The organism is Microbacterium sp. LMC-P-041, assembly GCF_030209555.1.
GTDB lineage: Bacteria > Actinomycetota > Actinomycetes > Actinomycetales > Microbacteriaceae > Microbacterium.
This window is the reverse complement of sequence record NZ_JARVRV010000008.1, coordinates 184,765-198,640: the sequence shown is the minus strand read 5'-3', so window position 1 is coordinate 198,640 and position 13,876 is coordinate 184,765. Positions and strand designations below refer to the sequence as shown.

The following is a 13,876-nucleotide window of genomic DNA, read 5'->3' as shown; positions in this document are numbered from 1 at the left end:
ATGTGATCCGCAGAAGGCGGCCGACGGCGGGTTCGGCCCGGTGGTGCATGTTTAGATGTTCTCCTACCCGTCCGTGGGGAACCACACCCTCGTCCTTCAGGAGCTGACATGCAGCGTCGCAACATCATCGCCGGGATCGCGCTCGCCGCGACCGCCACCCTCGCCCTCGCCGGATGCGCGACCGGCGGCAGTGACGCGGGATCGGGTGAGCCTGCGGCCGGCGACGAGTACGACCTCATCGAGGCGGGCACCCTGACGGTCTGCTCCGACATCCCTTACGCACCGTTCGAGTTCGAGGGCGGCGACAACGGCACGGGTTACACCGGCTTCGACATCGACCTGCTCGACGCGATCGCGAAGGAGCTCGACCTGAAGCTCTCGGTGCAGGACGTCGGATTCGACGCGCTGCAGTCGGGCACCACGCTCGCCGCCGGACAGTGCGACGTCGGCGCCTCGGCCATGACGATCACCGACGAGCGCAAGGCGAACATCGACTTCTCCGAGCCGTACTACGAGTCGCTGCAGTCGCTGCTCGTGCGCACCGACTCGGGCATCGAATCGATCGACGATCTCTCGGGCAAGAACGTCGGCGTGCAGCAGGGCACCACCGGAGAGGCCTACGCGACCGAGAACGCCGAGGGCGCAGAACTCGTCCAGTACCCCTCCGACGGAGAGCTGTGGCCCGCGATGCAGGCCGGACAGATCGACGCGATCCTTCAGGACCAGCCGGTGAACCTCGAGCACGAGAAGGCCGACAGCGCGTACAAGATCGTCGAGGAGTACGAGACCGGCGAGTCGTACGGCTTCGCATACGCGAAGGGCGAGAAGGACGCTCTGCGCGAGGCGATCGACGGCGCGCTGCAGGATCTCCGCGACAGCGGCGACTACCAGACGATCTACGACACCTACTTCACCGCGAAGTAATCGGCGAGCGACGTAGGACAGGGAGACCTTGACAATGGCGTTGAGGCGCACCACGAAAAGCAAGCTGTATCGGTACACCGTCTATGCGGTGCTGATCGCGGTCGCCGTCTGGCTGATCGTCAGCACCGACTGGGCCCGCATCGCGCAGCTGTATTTCAACCCGGAGGTCGCGGCGAAGATGCTTCCGGGCATCATCACCACGGCGCTCGTGAACACTCTGTGGTTCACGGCCGTCGCGTTCGCCGGCGGTCTGCTGCTCGGCGTCGTGCTCGCGCTGCTGAAGCTGTCGTCCATCGGACCCTTCCGATGGATCGCGACGGCGTGGATCGAGCTCTTCCGCGGGCTTCCCGCGATCCTCACGATCTTCGCCATCGCGTTCATCCTGCCGATCGGACTCGGCGTGCCGGGCACGAAGCTCGGCGGACCGGTCGTGCTCGGCCTGATCGGTCTGATCCTGGTCGCATCGGCGTACATGGCCGAGACGATCCGCGCCGGCATCCAGGCCGTTCCGAAGGGGCAGACCGAGGCAGCACGTTCGCTCGGCATGTCGCCCATGAAGACGACGTTCTGGATCGTGGTCCCGCAGGGGTTCCGCATCATCATCCCGCCGCTGACCAACGAGTTCGTCCTGCTGCTGAAGGACACGTCGCTGCTCTTCGTGGCAGGTTCCTTCATCTGGTCGAAGGAGCTGACGAACTTCGCGCGTGACGCGAGCACGCAGAACGCGAACGGAACGCCGCTCATCATGGCGGCGGCCCTCTACCTGATCGTGACGATCCCCCTCACGCGCTTCAGCGCGTACCTGGAACGAAGGATGTCGAGGCAGCGATGATCACCGATCTGATTGACGTCCACGCCCCCGCGATCGACCTGCAGGGGCTCGTGAAGAGCTTCGGCGACAACGAGGTGCTCAAGGGCATCGACCTCACCGTCACCGCCGGAGAGGTCGTCTGCATCATCGGCCCGTCGGGCTCGGGCAAGTCGACGCTGCTGCGCTCGGTCAACCTGCTCGAGGAGCCGACCGGCGGCAAGGTGCTCATCGAGGGGATCGACATCACTGATCCCGATGTCGACATCGACCGGGTGCGCACCCGCATCGGCATGGTGTTCCAGAGCTTCAACCTCTTCCCCCACCTCGATGTGATGGGCAATCTCATGATCGCGCAGCAGCGCGTGAAGAAGCGGTCCAAGGCTGAGGCTGAGCGGGTCGCGAAGGAGATGCTCGGACGCGTCGGGCTCGCCGAGAAGGCGGACGCCTTTCCCGGACACCTGTCGGGCGGTCAGCAGCAGCGTGTCGCGATCGCGCGGGCGCTGTGCATGAACCCGGACATGATGCTGTTCGACGAGCCGACGTCGGCGCTCGACCCCGAGCTCGTCGGCGAGGTGCTGCAGGTCATGCGCTCGCTCGCGGACGAGGGCATGACGATGCTCGTCGTCACGCACGAGATGGGCTTCGCCCGCGAGGTCGGATCACGTCTGATCTTCATGGACGGCGGCTACATCGTCGAAGAGGGCGACCCGCGCGAGGTGCTCGCGAACCCGCAGCATCCGCGTACGCAGGACTTCCTGGCTCGCGTCCTCTGAGTTCGCGTCTCACCTGTCACGACGAGACCCCCTCCTGCTGAGTCAGCGCGAGGGGGTCTCGTGTGCGGAGAGTGCGGTGCGAGGTCAGGCCTCCACGACCTCGGCATCCGCGGCATTGCGGCGCACCGAGTCGATGCCGTTCAGCGCGGACGATTTCGACGAGTAGCCCTCGCTGATCGCGATCACCTCGCCGTTGCCGGACTTGAGGCGGAACCGGTACTCGCCGGACTTGTCGGTGTACAGCTCGAACGTGCCTGCCATGAGGTGTCCTTTCTCGACGGTGAGGAGGGCACGAGGCCCTCGAGCATCACGGTATCTCGGAGTACTGCGCCAGCGATAGGGTTCGGTCAGCCGCGCGGATGCACGGCGACGGGCTCGGGAGCGACGGCGATCCGCACGCGATCGCCGAAGGCCGGGTGGATGCCCGGAGCGTGCTGGAGGCGCACCAGCTCGCCTGATTCGGTGCGCACGAGCGTGCGGCGCATGCTGCCGAGGAACGTGCTCTCCTGCACCAGCGCATCGGTCGCGGCATCGGCCTCGGATGCGAAGTGCACGTTCTCCGGGCGCAGATACACGTCGACGGGCCCGTCGGCCGGCGACTGCAGGGGAAGCTTCTGACCCCACACGACCACGTGATCACCCTCGGCGACACCCGAGACGACGCTCGAGAGCCCGACGAAGGCGGCGACGCCCGCCGTGGACGGCGTCGTGTAGAGCTGCTCCGGGGTTCCGATCTGCTCGATGGTGCCGGCGTTCATCACGGCGATCCGGTCGGAGACCGCGAGGGCCTCCTCCTGGTCGTGCGTGACGAACACTGTGGTGATGCCGAGCCGCAGCTGGATGCGCCGGATCTCATCGCGCAGCTGCACCCGCACCTTCGCATCGAGGGCAGAGAGCGGCTCGTCGAGAAGCAGGACCTTCGGCTCGGTGACCAGAGCGCGGGCGAGCGCGACGCGCTGCTGCTGACCTCCGGAGAGCTGATGCGGGTAGCGATCGGCGAAGTCCGAGAGCCCCACGAGCGCGAGGGCGTCGAGGGCGCGCGTTGCCGCCTCGGCCTTGCCGACGCCGCGGCGACGCAGCCCGAACGCCGTGTTCTCCGCGACCCGCAGGTGCGGGAACAGGGAGTACGACTGGAACACCATGCCGATGTCCCGCTTGTTCGTGGGCACCCGCGAGACATCGTTGCCGCCGAGCAGCACCGCACCGCTGTCGAGCCCCTCGAGTCCGGCGAGCACGCGAAGCAGCGTCGTCTTGCCGCAGCCGGAGGGGCCGAGCAGCGAGACGAACTCACCGGGGGCGATGTCGAGATCGACGCCGTGCAGCACCGTGTTGCCCGAGTAGCTCTTCACGATGCCCTGCAGCTGCACGCGTGTGCCCTCTCCGGCTTCGGCGAGCAGCATGTTGTCGGCGGTCTGGGGGAGGGTCATGAGCGGGCCTTTCCGGTGCCGCGGGCGACGCGGCCGATGAGAAGCAGAAGCAGGAAGACGAACAGCAGCGCCAGCAGGGTGAAGATCGCCGGAGCGTACGGGTCCTGCTTCTGCACGACGACCATGGCCGTCTGGAACACCTGGCGGTTGAGGAGCGAGGCGATCGTGAACTCGCCGAGCACGACGGCGATCGAGATGAGAGACGCCGCGAGGAGTCCCTGACGCAGGTTGGGAGCGAGCACCTTCAGCACGACGGTAGGCCAGCCGGCGCCGAGGGATCGGGCGGCTTCGGCGAGCGTGCGCAGGTCGGCGGCGTCGATGGAGGCCTGGATCGAGCGGTACGCGAACGGCAGCACGGTGATGCCGTAGGCGAAGGCCAGCGTCCACGTGCCGGTGCCGAGGGTGCGTCCGATCTGCAGGTAGATCGGTGCGAGACCCACGACCAGCACGATCGCGGGGATCGAGATCGGCAGCAGCACGGCGAACTCGAAGACGGGTGTGAGCTTCGCGAAGCGCAGGTTCATCAGGATCATGGTCGGTGCGAGCAGCAGGAGCACGATCGCGACGGTCACGACCGCGAGGACCAGGGAGTTGCCCAGGCCCATCCAGATCGGCCTGATCGCCGCCGACTTCGCGGGATCGAAGAGCGCGGCCCACCGCTCGAGGCCGAGACTGCCGTCGGTCTGGCGCAGCGTGTAGAGCAGGGTCGAGACGAGCGGGATCGCGAAGAATGCGCCGACGACCACGCCGATGATCCAGCGGGTCGCGAGTGACGGGCCGAGGCGGTTCATGACTGCCACCTCGCGGCCCGACGCTGGATGAGCGAGTACAGGGCCATCACGACTCCCACGATGACGATCATGCCGAGCGCGAGCGCGCCGGCGAGATTCTCACGGCCGAGAAGGGTCTCGCTCGTGAGGGCGGCGCGGATCTGCAGCGGCACGATCTGCGAACCCTGACTGGCGAGGGCGGCGGCGGTGGCGTACGACGAGAAGGCGTTCGCGAAGAGCAGCAGGAGGCTCGCGAGGAACGAGGGTGCGAGCACGGGGACGCCGATGCGCAGCCAGAAGCTCGCGCGCGTGCCGCCGAGCGTGAGGTTCGCCTCGGCCCACTGCGGCTTGAGGGCTGCGAGGGCGGGCATGAAGGTGATCACCATGAGCGGGATCTGGAAGTAGATGTACGGGAGGATCAGCCCGGGAAGCTCGTAGAGCCACGTGCCGTTCGCGAAGATGTCGATACCGAGGTCGTTCTTGAGGAAGAGGGTGACGACCCCCTGGATGCCGATCGTGGCGATGAAGGCGAAGGCGAGCATCACGCCGCCGAACTGGGCGAGGACGCCGGCCGCAGCATCCACGGTCGAGCGCACGGCGCCGTCCGGGTTCATGCCGAGCAGGGCATAGCAGACCAGAGCACCCGCGATCGCGCCGACGACGGCGGTCAGTAGCGACAGGCCGGCGGAGTTGGCGAACGTGGTGAGGACGACGGGGTCTGCCAGGGCCGACAGGTTCGACCAGGTGAACGACCCGTCCTTCGTGAAGAAGCCGGAGCCGATCGCGAGGAGGGTGGGAACGGCGAGGAAGAGCACGACGTAAGCGGCGAACGGCACGAGACCGAGCCAGGCGACGGACGGCGCGGAGCGCTGGGCCCGCGACGAGGTCGCAGGCCCAGCGCTGTGCGCTGCGGGGGAGACGGGGGCGGATGCCGTGGCATCCGCCCCCGCTGCGGTGGCAGTCGTCACTGGACCGCCACGGCCCACTTCTCGCCGAGCAGCGTGCCGGCGTTCGTCGACTGCTCCTCGGTCGGGACGACCGTCTCGCTGGGGACCTCGGGAAGAGCAGCAGCCAGGTCGGCGTCGATGGTGCCGGCCTCGGTCATGGCCTCCATGCGGGCCGGGCGTGCGCCGCCCTTGAGCCACAGGTTCTGCACCTCGTCGCTGTAGAGGAACTCCTGCCACAGGCGTGCGGCGGCCGGGTTCGGAGCATCCTTGTTGATCGCCTGGTTGTAGTAGCCCGCGTAGCCCGTGCCGTCGAGGACGACGACCTTCCAGTCCTTGTTGTCGGTGGCGTGCGCCGCGTTCAGGTAGTCCCAGTCGAAGACGACAGGGGTCTCGCCGCTGGCCACGGTGGCGGTGGTCACATCGACCTTGAGCAGGTTGCCAGCCTTCTGGAGGTCGGAGAAGAAGTCGATGCCGGGCTGGAAGTCGTCGAGGGTGCCGTCGGACTGCACGGTCGCGAGGCCCACGGCGGCGAAGGCCGCGCCGGCCTGCGTCGGGTCTCCGTTGATGGCGACGGCGCCCTTGTAGGCGGCATCCTTCAGATCGTCGAGCGACGTGGGAGCCTCGAACTTCGAGGAGTCGTAGCCGATCGACATGTATCCGCCGTAGTCGCCGACGAAGAGGCCGGTCGGCTCCTTGAGAGCGTCGGGGATCTCGTCCCACGTCTGCACCTGGTACGGCGCGAAGACGTCGGTGTTCTGCAATGCGACGGTCAGACCCAGGTCGAACACGTCGGGCGCGGTGTCGAGGCCCTCGTTCGTCTTCGCAGCCTGGATCTCCTCGGCGCTCGACACGTCGGGAGAGGCCTCGTTGATCGTGATCTCGGGGTACTTCTCGGCGAAGAGGTCGAGGATCTCGCCGTAGTTCGCCCAGTCACGCGGAAGCGCGATGACGTTGAGCTGGCCCTCGGCCTTCGCGGCCTCTTCGAGGTCGGAGAAGGAACCGAAGTCCTCGACCGAGGTCGCGGATGCGGCGTCGACAGCGTCGCTGCCTGCGGCCGGGGTCTCCGCGCCGGTGGCGCAGGCGGTGAGACCCAGCGCGGCGGTCGTGAACAGGGCGATGCCGGCGCCGATTCGTGCGCGGCGGTGGAAGTTGGTCATCAGGGTCCTCTCGGTGCCCGGCGCTGTGAGCCGGATTCGGGTTGCGAGAGGACACTATGAGCCGAGGGTTGCCGATGATCGCGGCTCGGGTGAACGACAGGTGTCGAGGGTGTGACGGGTCGGACTGCAGTGGCGTTCGAGGTGCCGCGTGGTCTGACATCCTGGACGGATGGACATCGGCAGTGTGCTCGGGCTCGAACAGCTCACCTGGGGCACGCTGATCCTCGTCGTCGTCGCGGCCTTCGCTGCCGGGTGGATCGATGCGGTGGTGGGCGGCGGTGGTCTGCTGCAGCTCCCCGCCCTGCTGCTGATCCCCGGGATCTCGCCGATCCAGGCTCTCGCGACCAACAAGCTCGCGTCCGTGTTCGGCACGGCCACGAGCAGCGTCACCTACTACCGACGTGCGAAACCCGATATCCGCACGGCTCTGCCGATGGCCGCGATCGCCCTGGTCGGATCATTCGGGGGAGCTGCCGTCGCGACTGTTCTGCCGGCCGCCGCCTTCAAGCCGATCATCGTGGTCGCGCTGCTCGCCGTCGCGCTCTTCACGGCCTTCCGCCCGCAGATGGGCGCCGCGACGCGGCTGCGCTTCAGCGGGCACAAGCACCACATCATGGCTGGTCTGTCAGGGCTCGTGATCGGCTTCTACGACGGTCTGATCGGGCCGGGCACCGGCACGTTCCTGGTGATCTCGCTCGTCGCGCTGCTCGGCTACGACTTCCTGCAGGCGAGCGCGAAGGCGAAGATCGTCAACCTGGCCACGAACACCGGCGCCCTGCTGCTCTTCATCCCGCACGGCGCCGTGCTGTGGCTGCTCGGCGGCATCCTCGCGGTCGCGAACGTCGCCGGCAGCTACCTCGGATCCCGCATGGCCATCTCGCGCGGCACGACCTTCATCCGCGTCGTGTTCCTCGTCGTGGTGGTCGCCCTCATCGCCAAACTCGGCGTCGACGTGTGGACCGAGAACATCGTTCCGGCGCTCGCGCAGCTGCGCTGAGCATCCGCGCTGCCGCACCTCCGCCTCCGCGCCTGCGCTCCGGCATCCGCCTGCGCTCCGGCATCCGCTCGCCGTCCGCGCGGTGTTCTGCGCGTGTATCGGCCGGATTCGGCGAGTCCGGCCGATCCTGACGCATTCGGCCGAGCGGGGGATGCGCGCGGTGCATGCGTCCGGGATCCGGCCCGGCGCATACGCAGAGACCCCGCTCCGCTGAGCGGAACGGGGTCTCGGTGCGACGGGCGATGCGGCGTCAGGCCTCGTCGTCCTCGGGCTCGAAGTCGACGCCGGCCTCGGCGCGCTGCTCGGCCGTGATCGGTGCCGGAGCGGCTGTCAGCGGGTCGAACCCGTTGCCCGACTTCGGGAAGGCGATGACGTCGCGGATCGACTCGGTCTTCGACAGGTGCTGCAGCACGCGGTCCATGCCGAGGGCGATTCCACCGTGCGGCGGGGCGCCGAACTTGAAAGCGTCCAGCAGGAAGCCGAACTGCTCCTGCGCGACCTCGTCGCTGATGCCCATGACCTCGAACACGCGCTTCTGCACGTCTTCGCGGTGGATGCGGATCGATCCGCCGCCGAGCTCGGAGCCGTTGCACACGATGTCGTATGCATAGGCGAGAGCCGAACCGGGGTCGGTGTCGAACGTGTCCTGGAACTCCGGCTTCGGCCCCGTGAACGCGTGGTGCACGGCCGTCCAGGCTCCGGCGCCGACGGCGACGTCACCCGACGCCACGGCATCCGCTGCCGGCTCGAACATCGGAGCGTCGACGACCCACGTGAACGCGAACTCGTCGGGGTTCAGGAAGCCGAGACGACGTCCGATCTCGACGCGGGCGGCGCCGAGCAGTGCACGGCTCTCCTTCGTCGATCCGGCGGCGAAGAACACGCAGTCACCCGCGGATGCGCCGACGAACTCGGCGAGGCCCGCCTGCTCCGCCTCGGACAGGTTCTTGGCGGCGGGGCCGCCGAGCGAGCCGTCCTCGTTGAAGAGGACGTACGCGAGGCCACGCGCACCGCGCTGCTTGGCCCAGTCCTGCCACGCGTCGAGCTGCTTGCGGGGCTGGCTCGCACCGCCGGGCATGACGACCGCGCCGACGTACTCGGCCTGGAACACCCGGAACGGGGTCTCCGCGAAGTACTCGGTCGCCTCGACCAGCTCGAGTCCGAAGCGCAGGTCGGGCTTGTCGGAGCCGTACTTGGCCATCGCCTCGGCGTAGGTCATGCGGGGCAGCGGGGTCTGCACATCGACGCCGATGGTCTTCCACATCGCGACGATGAGCGACTCCATCAGCGTGATGACGTCTTCCTGGTCGACGAAGCTCATCTCGATGTCGAGCTGCGTGAACTCCGGCTGGCGGTCGGCGCGGAAGTCCTCGTCGCGGTAGCAGCGGGCGATCTGGTAGTACTTCTCGACGCCGCCGACCATGAGCAGCTGCTTGAACAGCTGCGGCGACTGCGGCAGGGCGTACCAGCTGCCCGGGTGCAGACGGGCGGGCACGACGAAGTCGCGGGCGCCCTCGGGCGTCGAGCGCGTGAGGGTCGGCGTCTCGACCTCGGTGAAGTCCTCGCCGTGCAGCACATCGCGGACGGCCTTGTAGACGTTCGAGCGCAGACGCAGAGCGGATGCCGCGGCGGGGCGACGCAGGTCGAGATAGCGGTACTTGAGGCGCGCCTCCTCGCCGACCGTCTCGGTGTCGGCGACGGCGGTCGACACCTGGAACGGCAGCGGAGCGGACTCGTTCAGCACCTCGACGTCGGTCGCGATGAGCTCGATCTCGCCGGTGGGCAGGTTGGGGTTCGCGTTGCCCTCGGGGCGACGCGAGACCTCGCCGGTGACCTTGAGGACGAACTCGTTGCGCAGCGGGTGCGCGATCTCCTCATCGCGGATGACGACCTGCGCGATGCCGGACGCATCCCGAAGATCGATGAACGCGACTCCTCCGTGATCACGACGGCGATCGACCCAACCCGAGAGGGTGACGGTCTGACCGATATGCTCGGCTCGCAGTGAGCCTGCCGAGTGGGTGCGAAGCACGGAGGATTCCTCCTGATCTGGGAAATGATGAACCCGCCCATTCTACGTGGGCGGGTGTCGCCTCCTCTGCCCGCGGCATATCGGTCAGTAGGATCGCCACGACAGAAAGGGTCACCATGGACTCCAACGGCATCTCCGACCTGTACGCGTCGATCTTCTCCGGCACGACCGGACTCATCGTGCTCGTCTTCTACGTCCTCGTCGCGGTCGGTCTGTGGAAGGTGTTCACCAAGGCGGGGTACCCCGGCATCCTCGCCGTCATCCCGATCGTGAACGTGGTGTTCCTCGTGAAGATCGCCGGGATGTCCGGCTGGCTCGCACTGCTCTATCTCATCCCCATCGTCGGCTTCGTCTTCGGGATCATCGTGGCGGTCCGACTCGGCGAGCGGTTCGGCAAGGGAGGGCTCTTCTCCTTCTTCCTGCTCTTCGTCTTCCCCTATATCGGGTATCTCATCCTCGGCTTCGGCGACTCCCGCTACAGCAGGGCGTGACGTGGTGGCATCGCGACTGCACCTCGTCCGCCACGGCGAGGTGCACAACCCCAAGCGCGTGCTCTACGGTCGGCTCCCCGACTATCACCTGAGCAGGGCGGGACGGAAGATGGCGCGAGCCGCCGCCGATCACATCGCCGGGCTCGATCGTCCGGTCGCGGGGCTTTACTCCTCTCCGCTCGAGCGGGCGCAGGAGTCTGCTGAGCCGTTCGCCGAGCGCTTCGGCCTCTCGCCCGAGATCGACATCCGTCTGATCGAGCCGACCAACGTGTTCGAGGGCACGCAGATGCGCCGCTCGCTTCTGAACCCGCTCAAGTGGTGGCACCTGCGGCAGCCGTCGCTGCCCAGCTGGGGTGAGCCCTACGCGTCGATCGCCGAGCGGATGCTGGGCATGATGGCCGAGGCGTGGCGGTCGGTCGACGACGGCGATCTGGTGATGGTGTCCCATCAGGCGCCGATCTGGATCACCCACCTCCGGGTGGCGGGTCTGCCCCTGCAGCACGACCCGCGCACCCGGCGCTGCGCACTGTCGAGCGTCACCTCGTTCGAGCTGGTGGGCGACGTGTGGCGTGAGGTCGATTACGCCGAACCTGCGGCGACCGGCGGTGCGGTGGACGTGGGAGCAGTCTGATCCCTCGCCTCGGTCTCCCTTCCGCTGCGGTCAGTGCGCCATCAGCGACTGGATGACGCCGACCGCCGCCATCTGACCGGCAGCGGACGCGAGCAGCACCGATGCCATGGGTCCGGGAAGCGACGCCCGGTGCGCGAGGTCGCCCGCCGCGAAGACCCCGGGCTGCGATGTGCGCCCGAAGTCGTCGATCTCGATCGAGCCGGAGGGCAGCAGTTCCAGGCCGAGCTGATCGGCGAACGGCGCACGGTGGCGCAGTGAACCGGATGCCACGAACACGCCGGCCACGGTGTGCGCGGTCGACGCCGTGGTGATGCGCACATCAGCCGCCTCCGGCGCGACGGCGGCGACCGGTTCCGCACTGACCCGAACGCCCAGGCCTTCGAGAGTCCGCGTCTCGTCGGCCGCGAACGGCTGCTCGACGGGGAACACCGTGATGTCGCCGACGATGCGCCCGAGCAGCCCGATCAGGTGCTCGGCTCGAGGAGCGGGCCCGAGGATGCCGATCGAGCGACCGGCGTGCTCGTGACCGTCGCAGAACGGGCAGCTGAAGGCCTTCGTGCCCCAGAGGTCCTGAAGTCCGGGGATGTCGGGGAGATCGTCGGCGACGCCGGTCGCGAGGATGACATGTCGGGTCTCGACCGTCTCGCCGTCGGCGAGTCGTACGACGAAGCCGCCGTCTGAGCCGGTCATCGTCTGTGCTCCGACGTCGCGGAGCTCGACATCCGGGTACTCGGCGAGCTGCGCTCGCGCCGTCGCGCGGAACTCCGCCGGGGGAGTTCCGTCGTTCGCGATGACGTTGTGCATGTGCAGCACGGTGCCGTTGCGGTATTCGCCCGAATCCAGAAGCAGCGTGGGGCGGTGCATCCGCCCGAGGGTCAATGCCGCCTGGAGGCCGGCGGGGCCTGCGCCGATCACGATCGCGTCATACATATGGGGTCCTTCCGAGGGGTGCTCGCTTGCGTTCGTCCTCAGTCTGTGACTTCATGTCAACATGAAGTCAAGCATCGAGAGTCCGTGGTCCGTGGGAGAGGTCGCCGAGCGCTTCGAGCTGCCCACGAACGTGCTCAGGCACTGGGAGTCGGTCGGCCTGCTGCGCCCCGCGCGGGACACCGCAGGGAGGCGTCGCTACGGCCAGGACGACGTCGTGCGCATCGCCGTCATCCAGCGCAGCAAGGCAGCCGGGATGACCCTCGATCAGATCGCCGTGCTCCTCGACGACGGCAGTGCGGGGCGTCACGAGGTGCTGCAGCGGCACCTCGACGATCTCGATCGGCGCATGGAGGACATGCGCCGATCGCGGGAGATGACCGAGCACGCGATGGGATGCCGGTCGCACGACATCGCCACCTGCCCGCGCTTCCGGGCCAGCGTGGAGGACGTCCTCGCGCGTCTCTGACGGTGGGCGAGCACCCCCGGGGCATCCGGCCCATGCATAGGAACCCCCGCGTAAACTGGGAATCGTGCCACTCGCCTCGACGGTTCGTCCGATCCGCAGCGGCCGCTCCTCCCGCATCCGGCCATCTCGCCGCGCGGTCGGGGCCGCGCTCGCCGCGGTGCTCGCCATCGGTCTGAGCGCCTGCGCTCCCGATCCCGTGAACGACTCGTTCCTCAGCGGTGACAACCCGGGCTATGTCGCGGCAGACGGAGCGATCGTCGAGATTCCGGTCGCCGAACGCGGCGAACCCGTCACCGATTTCGGCGGACTCACCGAGGACGGCGAGGACTTCTCCAGCTCTGACCTCGCGGGCAAGGTCACGGTCGTCAACTTCTGGTACGCCGGATGCGCCCCGTGCCGCCTCGAGGCGGAAGACCTCGAGAGCGTCTGGCAGGAGCATGGCGGCGACGACGTCGCCTTCCTGGGCATCAACACGCGCGATCAGGCCGACACCGCGAAGGCGTTCTCCGCCGAGTTCGGTGTGACCTACCCGAGCCTCATCGACGTCGACACGGCCGAGGCGAAGCTCGCCTTCGCGTCGTCGGTGCCGATCCAGGCGACCCCCACCACTCTCGTGCTCGACAAGCAGGGTCGCGTGGCCGCCCGCATCATCGGGCCCATCGACGGCACCTCGATCCTCTCGACGCTCGTCAAGGACGCGCTCGCGGAGGACTCGTGAGTCTCCCGGGAGCGGCGTGAACCCCGAAGTCATCATCGGATCGGGAGCCCTCTGGCTCGCGATCCCCGTCGCGCTGCTCGCGGGCCTCGTGTCGTTCCTGTCGCCGTGCGTGCTGCCCCTGGTGCCGGGCTACCTCGGATTCCTCGGGGGAGCGGTCGCCCCCCGCCGCGTCCCGAACCCGACGGACGGCTCGGCGGTGTCGACGGTCGAGGCCCCCGCTCGCGGCCGACTCGTCGTGGGCGTGCTGCTCTTCATCCTCGGCTTCAGCCTCGTGTTCGTGTCCCTCACCGCGCTCGGCGGGCTCGCCAACGTCTTCCTGCTGCAGTGGGGCGAGCTGATCACTCGCATCCTCGGCGGCGTGATCATCCTGATGGGCCTCGTGTTCCTCGGTCTGTTCGGGTTCGCCCAGCGCGAGCTGCGATTCCACGTCGACTCGAAGGCTGGCCTGATCGGCGCACCGCTGCTCGGCATCGCCCTCGGCATCGGATGGGCGCCGTGCCTCGGACCCACGCTCACCGCGATCTTCGCCCTCTCGTTCAACGCCGGCGACCCGGTGCGGGCGGGCCTGCTCGGGCTGGCGTACTCGCTCGGCCTCGGCATCCCGTTCCTGCTGGTCGCGCTCGGGTTCGGATGGGCGACGAAGGCGATCGGATTCCTGCGCCGGCACATCCGCGTCGTGAACGTGATCGGCGGCGTGCTGCTCATCCTCCTCGGCCTGCTGATGGTCACGGGGCTCTGGACGGACATCATGTCCCGACTGACGGCGGTGATGAGCAGTGTCGACCTCCCGATCTGATCAGAA

At 68.0% G+C, this 13,876-nt stretch carries 16 protein-coding genes; 9 read left to right on the top strand and 7 right to left on the bottom strand.

Annotated elements, in window-relative coordinates:
• Positions 1-108: 108 nt before the first annotated feature.
• Genes QRN21_RS15605 through QRN21_RS15595 form a run of 3 tightly spaced genes read left to right on the top strand, consistent with a single transcriptional unit; the run spans position 109 to position 2,508 of the window.
• Positions 109-924, top strand: coding sequence for a transporter substrate-binding domain-containing protein (locus tag QRN21_RS15605; protein ID WP_053098857.1), 816 nt, complete (start codon positions 109-111; stop codon positions 922-924).
• Between the two features lie 34 nt (positions 925-958).
• Positions 959-1,756 (top strand): amino acid ABC transporter permease, encoded by a 798-nt coding sequence (locus QRN21_RS15600; protein WP_053098858.1) that lies wholly within the window; start codon positions 959-961, stop codon positions 1,754-1,756.
• Complete coding sequence (locus QRN21_RS15595) at positions 1,753-2,508, top strand: amino acid ABC transporter ATP-binding protein (RefSeq protein ID WP_053098859.1); 756 nt, start codon at positions 1,753-1,755, stop codon at positions 2,506-2,508. The genes QRN21_RS15600 and QRN21_RS15595 overlap by 4 nt, the downstream gene beginning before the upstream one ends.
• Positions 2,509-2,592: 84 nt before the next feature.
• Here QRN21_RS15595 and QRN21_RS15590 read toward each other — a convergent pair whose 3' ends face one another.
• From QRN21_RS15590 to QRN21_RS15570, 5 genes are all read right to left on the bottom strand, one after another.
• Complete coding sequence (locus QRN21_RS15590) at positions 2,593-2,769, bottom strand: YegP family protein (RefSeq protein ID WP_072590798.1); 177 nt, start codon at positions 2,767-2,769, stop codon at positions 2,593-2,595.
• Positions 2,770-2,855: 86 nt separating this feature from the next.
• Positions 2,856-3,935 carry an ABC transporter ATP-binding protein gene (locus QRN21_RS15585; RefSeq protein WP_056277111.1) on the bottom strand — a complete coding sequence of 360 codons (1,080 nt, stop codon included), beginning with the start codon at positions 3,933-3,935 and terminating at the stop codon, positions 2,856-2,858.
• Positions 3,932-4,726 carry an ABC transporter permease gene (locus QRN21_RS15580; RefSeq protein ID WP_285365079.1) on the bottom strand — a complete coding sequence of 265 codons (795 nt, stop codon included), beginning with the start codon at positions 4,724-4,726 and terminating at the stop codon, positions 3,932-3,934. The genes QRN21_RS15585 and QRN21_RS15580 overlap by 4 nt, the downstream gene beginning before the upstream one ends.
• Positions 4,723-5,673 carry an ABC transporter permease gene (locus tag QRN21_RS15575; protein ID WP_285365078.1) on the bottom strand — a complete coding sequence of 317 codons (951 nt, stop codon included), beginning with the start codon at positions 5,671-5,673 and terminating at the stop codon, positions 4,723-4,725. The genes QRN21_RS15580 and QRN21_RS15575 overlap by 4 nt, the downstream gene beginning before the upstream one ends.
• A complete protein-coding gene (locus QRN21_RS15570) occupies positions 5,670-6,809 on the bottom strand; it encodes an ABC transporter substrate-binding protein (protein WP_285365076.1) in 1,140 nt (379 codons plus the stop codon). Before QRN21_RS15570 ends, QRN21_RS15575 begins: the two co-directional genes overlap by 4 nt.
• Positions 6,810-6,978: 169 nt before the next feature.
• Between QRN21_RS15570 and QRN21_RS15565 the strand changes: the two genes are divergently transcribed.
• The gene (locus tag QRN21_RS15565; protein WP_285365074.1) at positions 6,979-7,806 is read left to right on the top strand and encodes a sulfite exporter TauE/SafE family protein; all 828 of its coding nucleotides are present in this window, start codon (positions 6,979-6,981) and stop codon (positions 7,804-7,806) included.
• A 250-nt stretch (positions 7,807-8,056) separates the two neighbouring features.
• Here QRN21_RS15565 and aspS read toward each other — a convergent pair whose 3' ends face one another.
• The gene (aspS, locus tag QRN21_RS15560; protein ID WP_053098865.1) at positions 8,057-9,838 is read right to left on the bottom strand and encodes an aspartate--tRNA ligase; all 1,782 of its coding nucleotides are present in this window, start codon (positions 9,836-9,838) and stop codon (positions 8,057-8,059) included.
• A 116-nt stretch (positions 9,839-9,954) separates the two neighbouring features.
• On the opposite strand from aspS, the gene QRN21_RS15555 reads away from it, so the two are divergent.
• On the top strand, positions 9,955-10,329 hold the full coding sequence (locus tag QRN21_RS15555) for a DUF5684 domain-containing protein (protein WP_053098866.1): 375 nt from the start codon (positions 9,955-9,957) through the stop codon (positions 10,327-10,329).
• 1 nt (position 10,330) lies between these two features.
• Entirely contained in the window at positions 10,331-10,960 is a 630-nt protein-coding gene (locus tag QRN21_RS15550; protein WP_187249997.1) for a histidine phosphatase family protein, read from the top strand.
• 30 nt (positions 10,961-10,990) lie between these two features.
• Here the strand turns inward: QRN21_RS15550 and QRN21_RS15545 are convergent, their stop codons facing one another.
• Positions 10,991-11,890 (bottom strand): NAD(P)/FAD-dependent oxidoreductase, encoded by a 900-nt coding sequence (locus tag QRN21_RS15545; protein WP_285365069.1) that lies wholly within the window; start codon positions 11,888-11,890, stop codon positions 10,991-10,993.
• Positions 11,891-11,951: 61 nt separating this feature from the next.
• Here QRN21_RS15545 and QRN21_RS15540 point away from each other — a divergent pair, with 61 nt between their 5' ends.
• From QRN21_RS15540 to QRN21_RS15530, 3 genes are all read left to right on the top strand, one after another.
• A complete protein-coding gene (locus QRN21_RS15540; protein ID WP_053098869.1) occupies positions 11,952-12,356 on the top strand; it encodes a MerR family transcriptional regulator in 405 nt (134 codons plus the stop codon).
• A 64-nt stretch (positions 12,357-12,420) separates the two neighbouring features.
• Positions 12,421-13,074, top strand: coding sequence for a TlpA family protein disulfide reductase (locus tag QRN21_RS15535; RefSeq protein WP_082297998.1), 654 nt, complete (start codon positions 12,421-12,423; stop codon positions 13,072-13,074).
• Between the two features lie 16 nt (positions 13,075-13,090).
• Complete coding sequence (locus QRN21_RS15530; protein WP_053098870.1) at positions 13,091-13,870, top strand: cytochrome c biogenesis CcdA family protein; 780 nt, start codon at positions 13,091-13,093, stop codon at positions 13,868-13,870.
• The last annotated feature ends 6 nt before the right edge of the window (positions 13,871-13,876 follow it).

Bases quoted from the DNA above. Each gene is read 5' to 3' on its own strand.
- QRN21_RS15605 (WP_053098857.1), top strand. From the start codon at position 109: ATGCAGCGTCGCAACATCATCGCCGGGATCGCGCTCGCCGCGACCGCC.
- QRN21_RS15600 (WP_053098858.1), top strand. From the start codon at position 959: ATGGCGTTGAGGCGCACCACGAAAAGCAAGCTGTATCGGTACACCGTC.
- QRN21_RS15595 (WP_053098859.1), top strand. From the start codon at position 1,753: ATGATCACCGATCTGATTGACGTCCACGCCCCCGCGATCGACCTGCAG.
- QRN21_RS15590 (WP_072590798.1), bottom strand. From the start codon at position 2,769: ATGGCAGGCACGTTCGAGCTGTACACCGACAAGTCCGGCGAGTACCGG.
- QRN21_RS15585 (WP_056277111.1), bottom strand. From the start codon at position 3,935: ATGACCCTCCCCCAGACCGCCGACAACATGCTGCTCGCCGAAGCCGGA.
- QRN21_RS15580 (WP_285365079.1), bottom strand. From the start codon at position 4,726: ATGAACCGCCTCGGCCCGTCACTCGCGACCCGCTGGATCATCGGCGTG.
- QRN21_RS15570 (WP_285365076.1), bottom strand. From the start codon at position 6,809: ATGACCAACTTCCACCGCCGCGCACGAATCGGCGCCGGCATCGCCCTG.
- QRN21_RS15565 (WP_285365074.1), top strand. From the start codon at position 6,979: ATGGACATCGGCAGTGTGCTCGGGCTCGAACAGCTCACCTGGGGCACG.
- QRN21_RS15555 (WP_053098866.1), top strand. From the start codon at position 9,955: ATGGACTCCAACGGCATCTCCGACCTGTACGCGTCGATCTTCTCCGGC.
- QRN21_RS15545 (WP_285365069.1), bottom strand. From the start codon at position 11,890: ATGTATGACGCGATCGTGATCGGCGCAGGCCCCGCCGGCCTCCAGGCG.
- QRN21_RS15540 (WP_053098869.1), top strand. From the start codon at position 11,952: ATGAAGTCAAGCATCGAGAGTCCGTGGTCCGTGGGAGAGGTCGCCGAG.